At 62.7% G+C, this 17,187-nt stretch carries 17 protein-coding genes and 1 pseudogene; 9 read left to right on the plus strand and 9 right to left on the minus strand.

Features of this window, described 5'->3' with window-relative positions:
* The first annotated feature begins 57 nt into the window (after positions 1–57).
* From MA04_RS15230 to MA04_RS15270, 9 genes and pseudogenes are all read left to right on the plus strand, one after another.
* Entirely contained in the window at positions 58–1,935 is a 1,878-nt protein-coding gene (locus tag MA04_RS15230) for a TonB-dependent receptor domain-containing protein (protein ID WP_262461375.1), read from the plus strand.
* Positions 1,936–1,992: 57 nt separating this feature from the next.
* Positions 1,993–2,862: a cobalamin-binding protein gene (locus MA04_RS15235; RefSeq protein ID WP_394356159.1), complete on the plus strand. Its 870-nt coding sequence runs from the start codon at positions 1,993–1,995 to the stop codon at positions 2,860–2,862.
* Positions 2,849–3,841, plus strand: coding sequence for a FecCD family ABC transporter permease (locus MA04_RS15240; protein WP_394356158.1), 993 nt, complete (start codon positions 2,849–2,851; stop codon positions 3,839–3,841). Before MA04_RS15235 ends, MA04_RS15240 begins: the two co-directional genes overlap by 14 nt.
* Positions 3,841–4,353, plus strand: a pseudogene (locus tag MA04_RS15245) (ABC transporter ATP-binding protein); the annotation flags it as partial. The gene MA04_RS15240 and the pseudogene MA04_RS15245, both read left to right, overlap by 1 nt.
* A gap of 486 nt (positions 4,354–4,839) precedes the next feature.
* On the plus strand, positions 4,840–6,162 hold the full coding sequence (locus MA04_RS15250) for a cobyrinate a,c-diamide synthase (protein ID WP_262461377.1): 1,323 nt from the start codon (positions 4,840–4,842) through the stop codon (positions 6,160–6,162).
* On the plus strand, positions 6,155–6,766 hold the full coding sequence (gene cobO, locus MA04_RS15255; protein WP_163122137.1) for a cob(I)yrinic acid a,c-diamide adenosyltransferase: 612 nt from the start codon (positions 6,155–6,157) through the stop codon (positions 6,764–6,766). The genes MA04_RS15250 and cobO overlap by 8 nt, the downstream gene beginning before the upstream one ends.
* Before the next feature lie 76 nt (positions 6,767–6,842).
* Entirely contained in the window at positions 6,843–8,279 is a 1,437-nt protein-coding gene (locus tag MA04_RS15260) for a cobyric acid synthase (protein ID WP_262461452.1), read from the plus strand.
* A 264-nt stretch (positions 8,280–8,543) separates the two neighbouring features.
* Positions 8,544–8,993 (plus strand): Rrf2 family transcriptional regulator, encoded by a 450-nt coding sequence (locus MA04_RS15265; protein WP_262461379.1) that lies wholly within the window; start codon positions 8,544–8,546, stop codon positions 8,991–8,993.
* 27 nt (positions 8,994–9,020) lie between these two features.
* Complete coding sequence (locus MA04_RS15270; RefSeq protein WP_163122131.1) at positions 9,021–9,917, plus strand: NAD(P)/FAD-dependent oxidoreductase; 897 nt, start codon at positions 9,021–9,023, stop codon at positions 9,915–9,917.
* A gap of 35 nt (positions 9,918–9,952) precedes the next feature.
* On the opposite strand, the gene MA04_RS15275 is transcribed toward MA04_RS15270, so the two are convergent.
* From MA04_RS15275 to MA04_RS15315, 9 genes are all read right to left on the minus strand, one after another.
* A complete protein-coding gene (locus tag MA04_RS15275) occupies positions 9,953–10,729 on the minus strand; it encodes a ferredoxin--NADP reductase (protein WP_163122128.1) in 777 nt (258 codons plus the stop codon).
* 96 nt (positions 10,730–10,825) lie between these two features.
* Positions 10,826–11,161 carry a DUF971 domain-containing protein gene (locus MA04_RS15280; RefSeq protein ID WP_262461382.1) on the minus strand — a complete coding sequence of 112 codons (336 nt, stop codon included), beginning with the start codon at positions 11,159–11,161 and terminating at the stop codon, positions 10,826–10,828.
* Between the two features lie 64 nt (positions 11,162–11,225).
* On the minus strand, positions 11,226–11,549 hold the full coding sequence (gene fdxA, locus MA04_RS15285; protein WP_163122122.1) for a ferredoxin FdxA: 324 nt from the start codon (positions 11,547–11,549) through the stop codon (positions 11,226–11,228).
* Between the two features lie 30 nt (positions 11,550–11,579).
* Positions 11,580–12,536, minus strand: coding sequence for a HEAT repeat domain-containing protein (locus tag MA04_RS15290; RefSeq protein ID WP_163122119.1), 957 nt, complete (start codon positions 12,534–12,536; stop codon positions 11,580–11,582).
* 7 nt (positions 12,537–12,543) lie between these two features.
* On the minus strand, positions 12,544–12,777 hold the full coding sequence (locus MA04_RS15295; protein ID WP_133489970.1) for a 4Fe-4S dicluster domain-containing protein: 234 nt from the start codon (positions 12,775–12,777) through the stop codon (positions 12,544–12,546).
* Between the two features lie 19 nt (positions 12,778–12,796).
* Positions 12,797–14,530 carry a fumarate reductase/succinate dehydrogenase flavoprotein subunit gene (locus MA04_RS15300; protein ID WP_163122112.1) on the minus strand — a complete coding sequence of 578 codons (1,734 nt, stop codon included), beginning with the start codon at positions 14,528–14,530 and terminating at the stop codon, positions 12,797–12,799.
* Positions 14,531–14,538: 8 nt separating this feature from the next.
* A complete protein-coding gene (locus MA04_RS15305) occupies positions 14,539–15,285 on the minus strand; it encodes a GntR family transcriptional regulator (RefSeq protein WP_014996439.1) in 747 nt (248 codons plus the stop codon).
* A gap of 69 nt (positions 15,286–15,354) precedes the next feature.
* Complete coding sequence (locus tag MA04_RS15310) at positions 15,355–16,293, minus strand: ABC transporter ATP-binding protein (protein WP_262461388.1); 939 nt, start codon at positions 16,291–16,293, stop codon at positions 15,355–15,357.
* Positions 16,290–17,183 carry an ABC transporter permease gene (locus MA04_RS15315; protein ID WP_262461390.1) on the minus strand — a complete coding sequence of 298 codons (894 nt, stop codon included), beginning with the start codon at positions 17,181–17,183 and terminating at the stop codon, positions 16,290–16,292. The genes MA04_RS15310 and MA04_RS15315 overlap by 4 nt, the downstream gene beginning before the upstream one ends.
* Between the last annotated feature and the right edge of the window lie 4 nt (positions 17,184–17,187).

Below are 17,187 nucleotides of genomic sequence, written 5' to 3' on the forward strand. Positions count from 1 at the left end.
GCCGTGACACGACACCATTCGCCGTGCGGGTGAGCACGGCCAGGGGAAATTCGTGCCATGTCCAGATTCAAACTGACTCCGGTGGCCGCCGCCGTTATCGGCCTGTGCGCCACCGCCTCCCACGCCGGGGAAAGCCCAACCGATCCCATACTGCTGGCGCAATTGTCGCTGCCGGACGTCGAGCCCCACGAGAATCGGCTCGATCCGGTGGTGGTGACGCCCAGCATGACCACGCAAACCGCCCGCGCCAGTCTCACGCCGGTAGCGGTGATCGACGAACAAACGTTGCGTGAGCAGCAACCGCTGGAAATGGCGGACATTCTGCGCGCTCAGCCCGGTTTGGATATCATCGGCAACGGCGCTTTCGGCAAGAACACCAGCGTCTACATGCGTGGCACCGGCGGCAGCTCCACCTTGCTGTTGCTCGACGGTGTGCGCATCCGCCCCGCCACGGGCGGCACCCCATCCTGGCAGTTCCTGCCGCCATCAATGATCGATCGGGTGGAAGTCGTGCGCGGCCCGCGCGGCAGTCTGTACGGTTCCGACGCCGTGGGCGGCGTGGTTCAGGTGTTCACCCCGGACGGGCACGGTGAACCCGGCGCCTGGCTGGAGCTGGGCGGCGGCAGCTTCAATACCCGTTCCATCGGTGGCGGTGCCGCCGGTGAGAAAGACGGCACCCGTTACAGCATGGCGGTGAACCGTTTCGATACCGACGGCACCCGCCTGCGCCAGCACGGTGATGATCGTGGTTACGACAATACCTCCGGCATCGTCAAACTGAGTCATCGGTTCGGCGAGCGGGCGGAAATCGGCGTGATGGGATTCCGCGCCGAGGGCAACACCGAGTTCGAGCCCGGCACCGCCGCCAACCGGGAGGACACGGATTATCTGATCCAGGTGGGCGCCCTGCGCGGTGAATTGCTGGTGTCCGACGACTGGCTGATGCAGTTGCAGGTCAGTGAGGCGCGGGATGAAAACGAGAATTTCACCGACGGTGATCTGACCAGCACCTTCAACACCAAGACCCGCGCCGTCAATCTGAAGAACCACTTCGCGGTGAACGATTACGTGGAACTGATCGTCGGTGGCGAGTATCTGCGTGACGACATCGAAAGCACCACGCAATACAGTCTGGACAATCGTGAGAACAAGGCGGCCTTCGCCCAACTGATGACCACCTTCGGTGATCTCGATGCGCAGGCCAGCGTGCGCTATGACGACAACGAAGCCTTTGGCCACAAGAGCACGGGCGGTGTGGCCCTCGGTTACGCCTTGAACCCGCATCATCGCGTTCGCGTGAGTTACGGCACCGCTTTCCGGGCGCCGACCTTCAATGAACTGTACTACCCTGGCTTCGGCAATCCGGATCTGTCGCCGGAAAAATCCGAAAACAAGGAGGTCGGCATTCGCGGGCAGTACGGCCGTGGCTTCTGGGACCTGTCGGTATTCCAGAATGATGTTGAGGATCTGATCGCTTCGGAACTGCGGGACGGTAAGTATTTGCCCTACAACGTCAATGAAGCGCGCATTCGCGGCGCCGAACTGCAAACCGGTCTGGATTTGGACCAATGGCGCCTGGCCATGGCGATAACGGTGCTGGATCCCAAGGATGAGGAAACCGATGAGCTGTTGCAGCGTCGAAACCGCAAGAGCGTGCGTTTCGATGTGGACCGGGATTTCGGCTCCGTGTCGCTGGGCGGTAGCGCGGTGTTCCAGGATCACCGTTACAACGACGCCGCCGCCACCCAGCGCCTGCCGGGCTATGGCTTGCTGGACCTGCGCGCCAGCTGGCGCTTCGCTCCGGACTGGACCACCCGGGTCTCGGTGAAGAACGTGTTCGATAAGGAATACGCCACGGCGCAGAATTATTCCGGCTGGAATTATCTCAACGCCGGCCGCACCGTGTTCGTCAGCGTGCGCTACGATATCCGCTGATCGCAACGGGAGAACGTTATGGTGGCCAGGATGGGGCGATGCAGAATGGGACCATGGATGGTATCGACGATACTGATCGCGCTGCTGCCCCTGGCCGCCATGGCGGCACCCCGTTGTGTCGAGGATGACGTCGGCCGTGAAGTCTGCCTGGAGCGGCCCGCGCAACGTATCGTGGCGCTGTCGCCGGGCGCGGTGGAGCTGCTGTTTTCCGCCGGTGCCGGTGAGCAGGTGGTGGGCGCGGTGAGCTTCAGCGACGAACCGCCGGCGGCGCGCAAGGTGCCCCGGGTGGGCAGCTATAAACGGCTGGACCTGGAAGCGATTCTGGCGCTCAAGCCGGACCTGGTGATCGCCTGGCGCAGCGGTAATCCGGCCGCTCAGATCGAACAGCTGGAACGGCTCGGCCTCACCGTCTATTACAGCGAACCGGTCCGCTTCGCAATGATCGGCGGCACTCTGGAACGGTTCGCCAGACTGGCCGGTACCGGGCCGGTGGGCAAGCCGGTGGCGGAGCAGTTCCGCGCCGGCATCAAGGCGCTGCGCGAACGCCACGGCGACGCCAAACCGGTCACCGTGTTCTACCAGGTATGGGAAGAGCCGTTGATGACGGTGAACGACCAGCACCTGATCAGCGAATCCATTCGTCTGTGTGGCGGCGTCAACGTGTTCGGCGGGTTGCCGGCGTTGACCCCTCGAATCGGCCGCGAAGCGGTGCTGGGCGCCGACCCGGAGGTGATTATCGCCGGCGGCATGGGCGAGGATAACCCGGCCTGGCTCGATCCCTGGCGTGAGTTCGGTTCGCTCACCGCGGTGCGTCGCGACAACCTGTTCTTCGTTCCGCCTTCCACTTTGCAAAGGCCCACGCCGCGCATGCTGGAAGGGACCCGCCGGCTGTGCAAACACCTGGAGCAGGCCCGTGCCCGGCGTTGACGCGCCGGCGCGCGCTTACCCCTGGACCGCTCTGTGGGTTCTGGTGCTGGCAGGTGTGCTGGCCATGACCCTGGCGGTGGCAGTGGGCAGCGTGCCGTTGGGCGCCACCGATCTGTGGGCGGTATTCACCGGTGGCGGCAACGAACTGCAGCGGGATCTGATCTGGTCGCTGCGTGCTCCCCGGGCGCTGGCGGCGTTCGCCACCGGTGGTTTGCTGGCTCTGGCCGGTGCCCTGATGCAGGTGTTGTTGCGCAATCCGCTGGCCGATCCTTACGTACTTGGATTATCCGGCGGGGCCGCCGTCGGCGCGCTTGGCGCCATGCTGCTGGGCGCCGGGGCGGTGCTGGTATCCGGCTCCGCCTTCGCCGGAGCCTTGCTGTCCACGTTGCTGGTATTCGGTCTGGCTCGGGGCGTTGGCAGTTGGACTCCGACCCGGTTGCTGCTCACCGGCGTGGTGGTGGCGGCGGGGTGGAGCGCGGTGATCAGCTTTCTGCTTACCATGAGTCCGGCGGAACGTTTGCCCGGCATGCTGTATTGGCTGATGGGGGATCTCTCCCACGCCGGCGCTCCGGGTTGGGCCTGGCTGGTACTGGTGGTCGCGGTGGCGGCCATGTTGCCGTTGGGGCGCTCACTCAATGTGCTGGCGCGCGGGCCGCTGCAAGCGGCGGCTCTGGGCGTTGCGGTGCGGCCGCTGGAGACCTCCGTGTACGTGCTGGCCAGCCTGGTCACCGCGGTGGCGGTGACCACCGCCGGCAGCGTCGGCTTCGTCGGCCTGATCGTGCCTCATTTACTGCGTTTGGTGCTGGGCAACGATCAGCGTTTGATTCTGCCGGCCAGCGCCCTGGCCGGCGGCATCTTGCTGACGCTGGCGGATACCCTGGCCCGTATCCTGTTGGCGCCGCAACAGTTGCCGGTGGGTGTGATCACCGCGCTGCTGGGGGTGCCGGTGTTCCTGTTCCTGCTTTACCGGAGCCGATGATGAGCGTGCTGGAAACCCGCGAGCTGATCATCGACGTGCCCGGGCGGGTATCCGGGCGCGCGCTGAGTCTGCGTATCGAACCGGGGCAGCGCTGGGGCATTCTCGGCCCCAATGGTGCCGGCAAGACCACCCTGCTGCATACCCTGGCGGGCTTGCGCGCGCCGCGCTCCGGGCAGGTGCTGCTGGATGGCAAACCACTGTCTCAATGGCGCCGCCGTCAAGTCGCGCAGCGGCTGGCGGTGGTGTTTCAGGAACGGCAGGACGGTTTCCCCGCCACCGTTCTGGAGACCGCGCTGATCGGCCGACATCCGTTCCTGCCGCCGTGGCGCATGGAAACCGCGGCGGATCTGGAACGGGCCCGGGACGCTTTACGTCAACTGGATTTGAGCCATTTGGAACCGCGGCTGGTCAGTACCCTGTCCGGCGGAGAGCGTCAGCGTCTTGCGCTGGCCACGGCCCTGGCCCAACAACCGGCCCTGTGGTTGGCGGACGAGCCCACCAATCATCTCGACCTGCATCATCAGGTGGCGGTGATGCGGTTGTTGGAGCGGCAATCGCAACAGGGCGCGGGCCTGTGTCTGTGCCTGCACGATCTGAACCTGGCCGCGCGCTGGTGTGACCGGGTCCTGCTGCTCTATCCCGACGGTGAGCTGTGCCATGGGCCCGCCGACGCCATGCTGATACCGGAGGCTTTGGAGAAGCTCTACCGGCAACGGCTTATGGTTACCGAAATAAACGGCACCCGGTTATTCCTGCCGGAGTGATTCTCTGAACATAAGGACCACCGCTGTTCCACAATTTACAGACATGCAACACGCCGGCCACTTTTCACAGGCCGGACTACGCAGCCGCTGTAGAAGCTTGCCTGCAAGCGAACCTCTTGGACCGCAAGCACAATTCGCTTGCAGGCAAGCTCCTACAGCGGCTTCGTAGCGGCCTTTAAAGAGTGTGTTGCGTGTAAGTGGCGTGGGGCAGCAATGACATAAGGACCGCCCTTCATGACACAAGCGGTTTCCCGAGTGGAGGGCTGCGCGCCCGCCGCTCTGATCAGCGCACCCGGATCGGGGCAGGGCAAGTCTCTGATCACCGCCGGTCTGGCCCGCTTGCACCGCAACGCTGGCCGCCGTGTGCGGGTATTCAAGTTTGGCCCGGATTATCTCGACCCGATGATCCTGGCCCGCGCCAGCGGCGCGCCGGTGTATCAAATACAGCCGTGGATGACCGGTGAGGCGGAATGCCGCTGGCGTCTCGCCGAGGCCGCCCGTGACGCGGACCTGGTGCTGGTGGAAGGGGCCATGGGCCTGTTCGATGGCTCACCCTCCAGTGCTGATTTGGCACAACTGTGTGATCTGCCGGTCATTCCGGTCATTGATGCGGCTGGCATGGCGCAGACATTCGCTGCGCTGGCCCTGGGGCTGGCGAGATTCCGTCCCGGGTTGCGCCTGCGACAGGTGATCGCCAATCGCATCGGCAGTCCCCGTCATGGTGAGATGCTGGCGCAAGGTCTGTCCGCGGATCTGTCGCTGCTGGGCGCGGTGCCTCGCCACCCGGACCTGGCGTTGCCGGAGCGGCATCTGGGGCTGGTGCAGGCGGAGGAATTGATCGACCTGGACCGGCGCCTGGATGCGGTGGCGGCGGTGCTGGCGGAGGCGGGCCTGGACCGGTTGCCGGAGGCGGTGACGTTGAGCGCGAATTGTCCGGCGCCGCCCCCGGCGCTGTTGGCCGGCCGTCGCATCGCGGTGGCCAGGGACGCCGCTTTTGGTTTTCTCTATCAGGCCAACCTGGATCTGCTCACCGCCATGGGCGCCGAGCTGTGTTTTTTCTCACCGCTGAATGACCGGACGTTGCCGGAGGTGGAAGCGCTCTGGTTGCCCGGTGGCTACCCGGAACAGCATGGCGGAGCGTTATCCTCAAATCTGGCCATGCGGGCGTCGATCCGTGACCATCATCGACAAGGCAAGCCGATCCTGGCGGAGTGCGGCGGGCTGATGTATTGCATGGAGACATTGGTGGACAACAAGGGCCGGCGCCACGCCATGCTTGGCCTGCTGCCCGGCGAGGCGCTGATGATGGAGCGCTTGCAGGGTCTTGGATTGCACGCCTTGTCGTTGCCACGGGGACAGCTGCGGGGGCATACCTTCCACTACTCCAGGTTGGAAACGCCACGCGTGCCGGATCAGCATAGTGAAAAACAAAGTGGCACCGGCGGTGAGCCGGTGTTCCGTGAAGGCAATCTGACCGCCAGTTACTTTCACGGCTATTTCCCGTCGGCGCCGGAAGCGGTGGCGGCGTTGTTTGTTGGAGATAAAGACCATGCGTGAAGACGCCAAAACCCCGCAACGCCATGCCGAACGCATGGCGAAAAAACAGAAAATCATGCAGGAACGGATCGCCCGTGCGCAGAACAGCCAGGGCGTGCTGTTGGTGCTGACCGGTCCAGGCAAAGGCAAAAGCAGTTCCGCTTTTGGTATGGCGGCGCGTGCTCTGGGCCATGATATGAAAGTCGGCGTGGTGCAGTTCATCAAGGGCGCGTTCAAAACTGGCGAGGAGAGATTTCTCCGCGCGCAGCCATTGGTGGATTATCACGTCATGGGCGAAGGCTATACCTGGGATACCCAGGACCGCGAACGTGATGTGGCCGCCGCCGAAGCCGCCTGGGCCGAAGCGCGCCGTATGTTGCGTGACCCGGACTACAAACTGGTGGTGCTGGACGAATTGAACATCGCCTTGCGCTACGAGTATCTGGATCTGGACACGGTGCTGGATGACCTGCAGGACCGCCCGGAAATGCAACACGTGGTGGTCACCGGTCGTTACGCACCGAAGCCACTGATCGAACTGGCCGACACCGTCACCGAGATGAAAGTGGTGAAGCACGCGTTCAAGGATCTTGGTGTGAAGGCGCAGAAAGGAATAGAGCTTTAAAGGCAGTGAATAGTTAACAGTGAACAGTGAAAATCAGAGCGCGCCTTTCCGTGTGACCGGCGGCTCGGTGACATTAATGGTGCAGGGCACTACTTCGGATGCCGGGAAAAGTACGGTGGTGGCGGCGTTGTGCCGGTGGCTGGCGCGGCAGGGGGTGGCGGTGGCGCCGTTCAAGCCGCAGAACATGGCGTTGAACAGCGCGGTGACGGAGGACGGTGGTGAGATCGGCCGCTCCACGGCGTTGCAGGCGCTGGCCTGCGGTCTCGCGCCGCACAGCGATATGAATCCGGTATTGCTCAAACCGCAGACCGACCGTGGTGCCCAGGTGATTGTGCGCGGGCAGGTGCTCGGCAACATGGGCGCCATTGCCTATCACGATTACAAAAACACCGCCCGCGAGGCAGTGTTGGCGGCGTGGCGTGATCTGTCCGCGCGTTACCCGGTGATTATCGCCGAAGGCGCCGGCAGTCCGGCGGAGATCAATCTGCGCGAGAATGACATCGCCAACATGGGCTTTGCCGAAGCGGTGGATTGCCCGGTGATTCTGGTGGCCGACATTGACCGGGGCGGTGTCTTCGCGCAATTGGTGGGTACGCTGGAGCTGCTCTGCGAAAGTGAACGCAACCGGGTCGTGGGTTTCGTCATTAATCGCTTTCGTGGCGACCCGGCACTCCTGCAAAGCGGGCTGGACTGGCTGGAGCAACGCACCGGTAAACCGGTGCTTGGCGTGCTGCCTTATCTACACGGTTTGCTTTTGGACGCGGAAGACGCGGTGGCCGATGCCGGTGAGCATGTCGGTGAGGCACTGAATGTGGTGGTGCCGGTCTTTCCTCGCATCAGCAATCACAATGATCTGGATCCGCTGCGCTTGCATCCCGGTATTGCCTTGCACCTGATCGGACCGGGACAAACGCCGCCACCGGCTGATTGGGTGATCCTGCCTGGCAGCAAACACACCCGCGCCGATCTTGAATGGTTGCGGGAGCAAGGCTGGGAGCCCTATTTACAGCGTCATTTACGTTACGGCGGGCGACTGCTGGGCATCTGCGGGGGCTTCCAGATGCTGGGCAGTGTGATACACGATCCGGACGGTATCGAAGGACATCCTGGCAGCAGCGACGGACTGGGACTGCTGGATATGGAAACCACGCTGGTGGCCGGCAAGCAGCTGCGGCAGGTGAAGGCGCGCTTGCTGCCGGGCGGCGAAGCGGTGTCCGGCTACGAAATTCATAACGGCGTCACTGCCGGGCCGGCGCTGCAACGGCCGCTGTTCGATGTGGGCGGACGCCTGGACGGTGCGGTTAGCGACGATGGCCAGGTGATGGGGGGCTATCTGCACGGCCTGTTCGACCGAGCCGGCGTGTGCGGTGGGTTATTACAGCCACCGCAAGAGAGCACAACGGATTATGAGCAACACCGGCAGGCGGCTCTGGACCGTCTGGCGGACGCCATTGAAACGCACCTGAATGCGTCTTTCCTGCGAGGCTATAGCCGCCATCCAGGAAATGCCTGACCGTCTCCGTCGGGGACAGAAGGAGCTACGAAGCCGCTGTGGGAGCCAGCCTGCTGGCGAATTCCGGTCCTCCGGTGTTGGCACATTCGCGTACAGACCCGTGCCTCAATGCAGACAGTCATTCCCAAACCGTGATGAAGCAAAGTTCCTGCTCGACCAGGTGCGTACGCTCATACGGTTCCACACCGACGCAGAAATCGATAATTGGCCTGGAGTGGTGGTCAGGGTTTGCATGTCGCACCTTAATGTAATACTGTTTGTTACATGAAAAGAGACAGCAGATTATCGGGTGTGCTCCACGTGCTTCTGCACATGGCGGAGATGGAAGGAGCGGTGACCTCCGAGGCCCTGGCCGGGATCATGCAGACCAATCCGGTTGTGATTCGTCGCACCCTCGCCGGCCTGCGCGAGCAGGGGCTGGTGACCTCGGTCAAGGGGCATGGTGGTGGTTGGCGTCTGTGCTGCGACCTCGCCGCCGTCACCCTGCATGACATCTATGTGGCCCTGGGTGAGCCGGTGGTGTTCGCCATGGGTAACCGCACGGAATCGCCTGGCTGCCTGGTGGAAAAAGCGGTCAACGCTCACATGAACGACGCGTTCCAACAGGCAGAAGCGGTACTGATGGCACGACTGCGTGATGTGACCCTGGCGGATCTGAGCCGGGATTTTCATCAAGGCCTGCAACGGCGGGACCACTCTCACTGTTCCTCCTGACCGCGGCTACGTTCGCCGGAGGCTGTTATGTTTGACGTCATTATTATCGGCGGCAGCTATGCCGGCATGTCCGCGGCGCTGCCGCTGGTGCGTGCCCGCCGCAAGGTGCTGGTGATCGACAATGGGCTGCGACGTAACCGCTTCGCGGAGGCCGCCCACGGCATTCTGGCCCAGGATGGGCGCCCGCCGGGGGAAATCGCCGCTGAAGGGAAGCGGCAGTTAATGCTCTACCCGGATCTCACCTGGCGTGATGGCGAAGCTGTATCGGCGAGCCCGTTTGATGGCGGATTCGATGTGGGCACGGCTGACGGCGATCGGTTTTCCGGCCGCCTCCTGATCCTTGCTACCGGCGTCTCCGACACCTTGCCCGACGTGCCGGGATTGAAGGAACGATGGGGACGTTCGGTGTTTCATTGCCCGTACTGCCACGGCTACGAACTGAACCGGGGTGCGCTCGGAGTGCTTGCCAGCGGGCCGATGTCGCTGCATCAGGCGCAATTGATTCCGGAGTGGGGGGCCACCACGTTTTTCACCAATGGCGTGCTGACCCTGGACGCCGAACAGCAACACGACCTGGCGAAGCGGGGCGTTACCGTGGAAGCCGAACCGGTGATCGCGGTGTCCGGCGATCAGGCCACGGTGGCGCTGGCGGATGGGCGGGCGATGGACCTGGCGGGCCTGTTCGTGGCCACCGAGGTGGCGCCGGCCGGGCCGCTGGCGGAACAGTTGGGCTGCAAGCTGGAGCAAACGCCCATGGGTACCGTTATCGTCACCGACGATATCAAGGCCACCTCGATTCCCGGTGTCTTCGCCTGTGGCGATATGGCTCAGGCCGCCAACATTACTCTGGCGATGGCGGACGGCACCATGGCGGCCATGGGCGCGCACCGGGCTTTGTTGTTCGGTTTGCCGGAAGGCGGCTGACGCCGCCGTCGTCTGGCTTGTGGGACGTGGCCGACTCACTGCTCCACGAAGGCGCGCTCAATGACGTAATCGCCAGGTTGTCCCTGATGCGCAGACGCCTGAAAGCCACGGGCGTCCAGCATCCTGGTCAGTTCCTCCAGCATCGCCGGGCTGCCGCACAGCATGATCCGGTCGGTTTCCGGGTTCAGTGCCGGCAGACTGAGGTCGTCGGTGAGTTTGCCACTTTCGATCAGGGTGGTGATCCGCCCCCGGTTGCGGAACGGCTCCCGGGTCACGGTAGGATAGTAGATCAGTTTTTCGCGAATGCACTCGCCAAGAAATTCGTGTGCGGGTAACGCCTGGTGAATGTAATCGTGATAGGCCAGTTCGCTCACATAACGGACGCCGTGGACCAGGATGATGTTGTCGAAACGGTCATAAATCTCAGGATCCTTGATGATGCTCATGAAGGGCGCCAGACCGGTTCCGGTGCCGAGCAGGAACAGGTTCTTACCCGGATTCAGGTCGTGTACCACCAGGGTACCGACGGGTTTGCGGCTGACGATCAGCGCGTCCCCTTCTTTCAAATGCTGCAGTCGTGACGTCAACGGACCGTCTGGTACCTTGATGCTGAGAAATTCCAGATGTTCTTCATGGTTGGCGCTGGCGATGCTATAGGCGCGCATCAGCGGCTTGCCGTCCAGCTCCAGACCGATCATGACGAAATGGCCGTTCTCGAAGCGCAGGGCCTGATCGCGAGTGGTGCGAAAGCTGAACAGCGTGTCGTTCCAATGGTGCACACTCAGTACGTTCTCTTTACCAATGGCAGCCATGTCTATCCTCCAATAACAGGCAAAGTTGAATTCGATCCCCCTTTGGGGAGAAAACGTGAACGCCGTGATGCAGGCGCCGGCATCCGCTGGTCGTTGTCACGGTGACGCCTCCGCGCTGTCGCCGAGGCGGTGAAGATCGTCGACACGGTAAAGATAGTTCCAGGGAAAACGGCCGCGGTCGTGGCCGTCGGAGAAGGTCAATTGCAGGGCGCCGAGATCGGCCATGGCCACGTTTCGGATCGTAATGTCGCCGTCGACCCGGTCAGTGCCGCGCCGCCGGGCCGCTTCGCAGTACGCGCAGCGGCAGGCACGGCGCAGGGCGGTGCTGGCGAGGCGGGAGATCTCGCCATGTTCCCAGATCAGCTCCAGAGTGCGTCCGCCGTTGCACAGGTGGATTTCCTCCGGGGCGTTGAGCTCGGTGTGGTATGTCATTGTCGTTTCCGGCTCCGGGTTGGTTGTTGCCTGGGATAACTTGTCATGACAAGTTGTCGCGCACTCAGCGTTGCAGGTACTGAAGCTTGTCGCCCTTGCCTTCCCAGACTTCGGCGTCGGGCAGGGGCTCCGACGTTTCGGCCAGTACCGGCCAGACCCTGGCCAGCTCCGCGTTCAGTGCCACGAACATCTCCTGCCCTTCGGGCAGTTCGTTGTCCGCATAGATGGCGCCGGCGGGACACTCCGGCACACACAGTGCGCAATCGATGCAGACCTGCGGATCGATTACCAGGAAGTTTTCTCCTTCGTGGAAGCAGTCCACCGGGCACACTTCCACGCAGTCGGTGTATTTGCAGCGAATGCAGTTCTCGGTCACCACGAATGTCATCGTCGTCTCCTTGCAGGCGATGGCCGTTGGTCAGGCGGCGCTCAACTTCGATTGCGCCCAACGGGCCAGTTTGCGAACGTCCGGGTCCGGGTCATCCAGAGCGGTTTGAATGTAGGGCCGGCATTGCTCGTGAGCGATGGCGCCGAGCGCGCCGATGGCGGCCTTGCGCAGATTGCTCATGGCATCGCGGCTGCACTCGCCCAGTGCCGGAATGCCTTCCACCCGGCCGAGCTTGCCGATGGCGTCGGCGGCTTTTTCGCGCACCTGCCAGGTGTTATCCCGGGTGGCTTCGATGAGCAGAGGCAGACTGTCCTGATGATGGAGTTTGCCAATGCTGTTCATCGCTTCGGCACGCACCTGCCAGTGCGGATCGCCAACCACGTACCGGAGCGCTTCGGCCACCGAGGCGGGCTCGGCATAAACCAGCGCGCCGACGGCGGCACGGCGTACCTCGGCATCGTCGTCATCGCGGGCACGATCGATCAGCGCCGGCAGATTGCTTTCCTCCTTGAGCCAGCCGAGTAATCCGACGGCTTCACGGCGGACACCGGGATCGGCCGCATTCAGACGAGCCAGCGCCGGCTCGCGGGCGGCAGGTTCGCGCAAGGACTTCAGCGCTCGCAGAATACCCGCCACCACGAACGGGTCGCGGCTTTCTTCCAGGGCGGCCAATAGCGGTTTGGCCGCGGCCGGGTCCTTGAGGTCCGAGAGCGCATGGGCGGCGGCGTTGCGCACCACCTCGTCGCTGTCGTTGAGCGCGGCGATCAGAGCGTCGGCCATATCCTCGGACTCAAACTCATCGACCACCTTGGCGGCTTCCTGCCGTACTTGCGGGTCCGGGTCCCGGAGTGCCTGGATCAGCAGCGTCACCGCCTCCGGCTCCGGGCAGTCAACCAGGTCCAGTACCGCCACGCGGCGCAGGCCGGGATCCGGCGAGGCCAGGCGGTCGGCCAGTTCCTGCAGTTCGGGATCGTCAAACGCGTTCATGGGCACCTCAGCGCAGCAAGTAGGGAATGTTCACGGTGACCGCGTCGGTCGGGCAGTCCGCTTCGCAAGGCATGCAGTACCAGCACTCGTCGTACTTCATGTGGGCCTTGCCGGTGCTCTCGTCGATCCAGAGCACGTCCAGGGGGCAGACGTCGATGCACACGGTGCAGCCTTTATCGGCGATGCATTTATCCGCATCGACGGTAACGGGCACGGCGCTGTGATGATTGGCGATAGGCATGGGAATCTCCTCGTCGGAATCAGGCGTTGGCGGCTTGTTTCACGCGCAACTGGTTGTAGGCGTCCTTGTCTTCGCCGAGTGAAACGATGTACGGGGCGATCGGACGGGTTCCGCTGGCCATCGCGCCGGACTCGTCCTTGTACAGACGGCTGTGACAGAACCACTGCTGTTCGTCGGTTTCGGGAAAGTCCACGCGATAGTGGTACAGGCCCCAGCGCGACTCGGTGCGGTAGAGTGAGGCGCGGGCGGCCATCTCGGCGCAATCGACGATGGAGTGCACTTCCATGGCGCGCATCAGCTCGTGGGCGTCGCCGGCCTTGAGCAATGGCAGGTCGGCACGGACCGAGAGAATTCGTTCCAGACCGATCTCCATGCGGCGGCTGACCTTCGGCGGTTGCAGGTAGTCGTTGACCAGACGCCGTACTTTGTACTCCATCTGTTCCGGAGGGATACCGTCGGCCCGCTCCAACGGCGCGCGAAGGCGGATCAGCTCCTTCTCGATCAGCGTTTTGTCCAGTTCAAATTCGCTACGCTGTTGCGCGAAGTCCGCGGCGCTTTCGCCGCAGATCTGGCCATACACAAAAGCGCCCAGCATGTAGTTGTGCGGTACCGAGGCCATGTCGCCAGCGGCGTACAGCCCTGGCACGGTGGTGGCACCGGTCTCGTCCACCCAGACGCCAGAGGCGGAGTGGCCGCTGCAGAAGCCGATCTCGGAAATGTGCATCTCGACCATGCGTTTGCGGTAGTTGACCTGACGGCCGTCATGGAAGCGGCCGCGGCTGGGTCGCTCATTGGTGTGCAGAACCGTTTCGATTTCCTGAATGGTTTCCTCGGCGAGGTGATCCAGTTTCAGAAACACCGGTCCCTTGCCGGATTCCAGTTCCTTGAAGAACTCCAGCATCATCTGCCCGGACCAGTAGTCGCATTCGATGAAACGTTCACCGAAGGCATTGGAAGTGAAACCGCCGAGCGGTCCGGTGACATAGGCGCAGGCCGGCCCGTTATAGTCCTTCAGCAACGGGTTGACCTGATAGCATTCGAGATTGGCCAGGTCGGCGCCGGCGTGATAGGCCATGGCGTGGCCGTCGCCGGAGTTGGCCGGGTTTTCATAGGTGCCGAACAGGTAGCCGGAATGCGGCAACCCGATGCGACCGGCCGCGCCGGTGGCCATCACCACCGCCTTGGCACGGATGATGATGGGCTCGGCGGTGCGGGTGTTGATGCCGATCATGCCGGAAACATTGCCCGCGGTGTCCTTGAGCAGCCGGGTGGCCTGGTAGCGGTTTTCCACTTTGACCCGGTGGCGGCGCAAGCGCCGGTAGAGAATTTTCTTGACGTTGTGGCCTTCCGGCATTGGCAGGACATAGGTGCCGAGGTGATGCACCTTTTTCATGTCGTAGTCACCGGTTTCGTCTTTCTGAAAATGAACGCCCCAGGAATCCAGCTTTTCGATCATCGGGTAGGACCGCTGGGCATACGCCATCAGCGCCGGCTGGTGGACGATGCCGTCGTTGGCGATGGTGATCTCCCGGACATACTGCTCCGGAGTGGCGTGACCGGGGACTATGGCGTTGTTCAAACCGTCCATGCCCATGGAGATGGCACCGGAGCGTTTGACGTTGGCTTTCTCCAGCAAGGTCACGTCGAGGTCCGGGTAACGTTCCTTGACCGTCACCGCGGCCATCGGACCGGCGGTGCCGCCGCCGATCACCAGCACATCGGTATCGATGATGGCTACGTCGTCGAAGTTCATGTTTCCTCCTATTTCCGATCCACACGGAAGTGATATTTGAAAGAGTCGCCACGGAAGCTCAGATATTCGAAGTCGATGGGGCGTCCCCGGCGGTCATGGGTAAGGCGTTCCACCCGCAGTACCGGTTCGCCGGGTTGCAGGTTCAGATGAGTGCGGGTGTCCTGATCGGAGAGCGCCGCTTCGATGCGGATGCTTGCTTCACCCAGGGGGATGGCAAAGAGGTTTTCCAACATTGGAAAAATGTCGCCGCTCAGATCCATGCCGAACAGGCGTCGGCCAATATCCAGCGGGAAGTAGCTGCGCTCCAGGGATAACGCCTCACGGTTGAGGAAACGTACCCGGGTCACTTCCACGACATCGTCGCCGCCGCCGAGCCGCAACGCGGCAACCACCGCCTTTGGTGCCTTCAACTGCTGGATGCTGATCAAACGGGCGGAGGCTTCGTATCCTTGCGCGGCCATGGCTTCACCAAAGCCCTGCAGGTGCTCCACGCTCTGCACCGCCTTGGGTTTGCTGACGAAGGTGCCTTTGCCCTGGGCGCTGAATACCAGGCCCTCGTTATGCAGATCGCGCAACGCCTGTCGAATAGTGATGCGACTGACGCCGAAGGCGCCCATCAACTCGCTTTCCGATGGCAGTTTCTCGTGGGGGCGATAGTCGCCTTCGAGAATGCGGCGCCGAAGCTGATCTTTGATCTGTAAGTACAGCGGTTGCGGCGACCGGTTCGATAGCGGCCGGGTCAGGGTTTTGCTCACGGTACCGTCCTCTTGTTATGACAGGTCATGGCATTCATGGGCGTAAACGGGGGCGGCATGAAAACCATCTCAGCCAGCCTGTCCGTTCTGTTGTTCGAACGCGCGCAGGGTTTCACGGCGGATCAGATCCAGGCACTCACGCTTCAGTGCCATGAATTCGGGCCGGGTCAACAGGTCCTGAATGCGTGGACGTGGCAGATCCACGGAAATGTCAGCGATGATGCGGCCAGGGCTGGCACTCATGATCAGAATGCGGTCGGACAGAAACACGGCTTCGTCGATGTCATGGGTGACGAACAAAACGGTGTTGCCGAACTCGCTCCAGATATCCAGCAGGCTCTCCTGCATCATGGTGCGGGTCTGGGCGTCAAGAGCGCCGAACGGCTCATCCATCAGCAACACGCTGGGGTAGTTGGCGAGCGCGCGGGCAATCCCCACACGTTGCTGCATGCCGCCGGACAAGGTGGCAGGAAAGGCATTGGCGTGGGCGGACAAGCCGACCAGGCCTAAAAAGGTACGCGCCAGACTCATCGCCTCGTTGCGGCCAAGCCCTGACATCAAAGGGCCGAAAGCCACGTTGTCGCGCACGGTTTTCCAAGGAAAAAGGGAATGCTGCTGGAACACCATGCCGCGATCCGGCCCAGGGGCCGTGACCGGAGCGCCGTCCACCAGAAGTTCGCCCCGGGTGGGGGTGACGAATCCGGCTACCGCATTCAGTAACGTGGACTTGCCGCAGCCGGAGGGGCCGAGCAGGCAGACAAACTCACCGGGTCGGATATCCACCTGAGCGCGGTGTACCGCGGTAGCCCAATCGCCACTGCGTTCGAACTCCACCGAGACGTCGCGAATCTCGATATGGCCGCGTTCTCCGCCGGGAGTTTTTGCGCTGCGTTCCGGTGGTTGAGGCAGCCTCTGGATCATATCGATGGCGGACGTCATGGTGTTCTCCTGGGAACGGGTCTGCTCTTGTAAGGCGCTTTCCGGGGTCGATTTGGTGGCTGGTCTCATCGATCGTTCTCCCCTACCTGCCAGCGCAGCAGCGGCCGGCAAAGCAACTTGATCAGGAGTGTGCAGAGCGTGCCGAGACCGCCGATCATCAACATGCCGATGATGATTTGCGGGTACTGGATCAGGGTGTAAGCGGACCAGGTGAAGTAACCGATGCCGTACTGGCCGCTGATGATTTCGCCGGCCAGCAGGGAGAACCAGGCGACGCCCATGCCAATGGCGAGACCGGCGACAATACTCGGCAGTGCGCCGGGCAGCACCACATGCCGGAGGATAGCGGCGTTGCTGGCACCGAGACTGCGTGCCGCCCGTACCAGCACTTTCGGCGTCTGCTCGACGCCGTGCACGGTGTTGATGACGATTGGAAACAGAGCGCCCAGAAAGGTAATGAAGATAATGCTGGATTCTTCGCTGGGCATCATCAGGATGGCTAATGGAATCCAGGCCACCGCCGGTATCGGTCTGAGCAATTCGATATAAGGGGTGATGATGTCTTCGGCGAGACGCGAGCGTCCCATCAGAATGCCCAGCCCGACACCGAGCACCACGGCCACCACATAAGCGACGGCGATACGTCGCAAACTGTGCAGAATGTGCAGGTAGAAATCGGCGCTGGACAGCGCTTCGATCAGCGCCTGGCCCACCACCAGCGGACCGGGTACATTCTCGAAGTTGATGAATAGATTGAAGCCCCTGCTGGACGCCCAGTGCCATACCAGAAGAGCGGCCAGAAGGGCCAGGACTCGAACCAGATAACGGCGCACGGTTTCCGGCAAACGCACCGGCGCCTGGCGTGCCATGGTGGCGACGGTGTCGGCGGCTGGGGTATCGACCTGGTCGATCACCGGGCTGCCGGCCTCGCCGCCGATGTCGCTATTGTTCAAACTCATTATG

The organism is Alloalcanivorax balearicus MACL04 (genome assembly GCF_025532145.1).
Lineage (GTDB): Bacteria > Pseudomonadota > Gammaproteobacteria > Pseudomonadales > Alcanivoracaceae > Alloalcanivorax > Alloalcanivorax balearicus.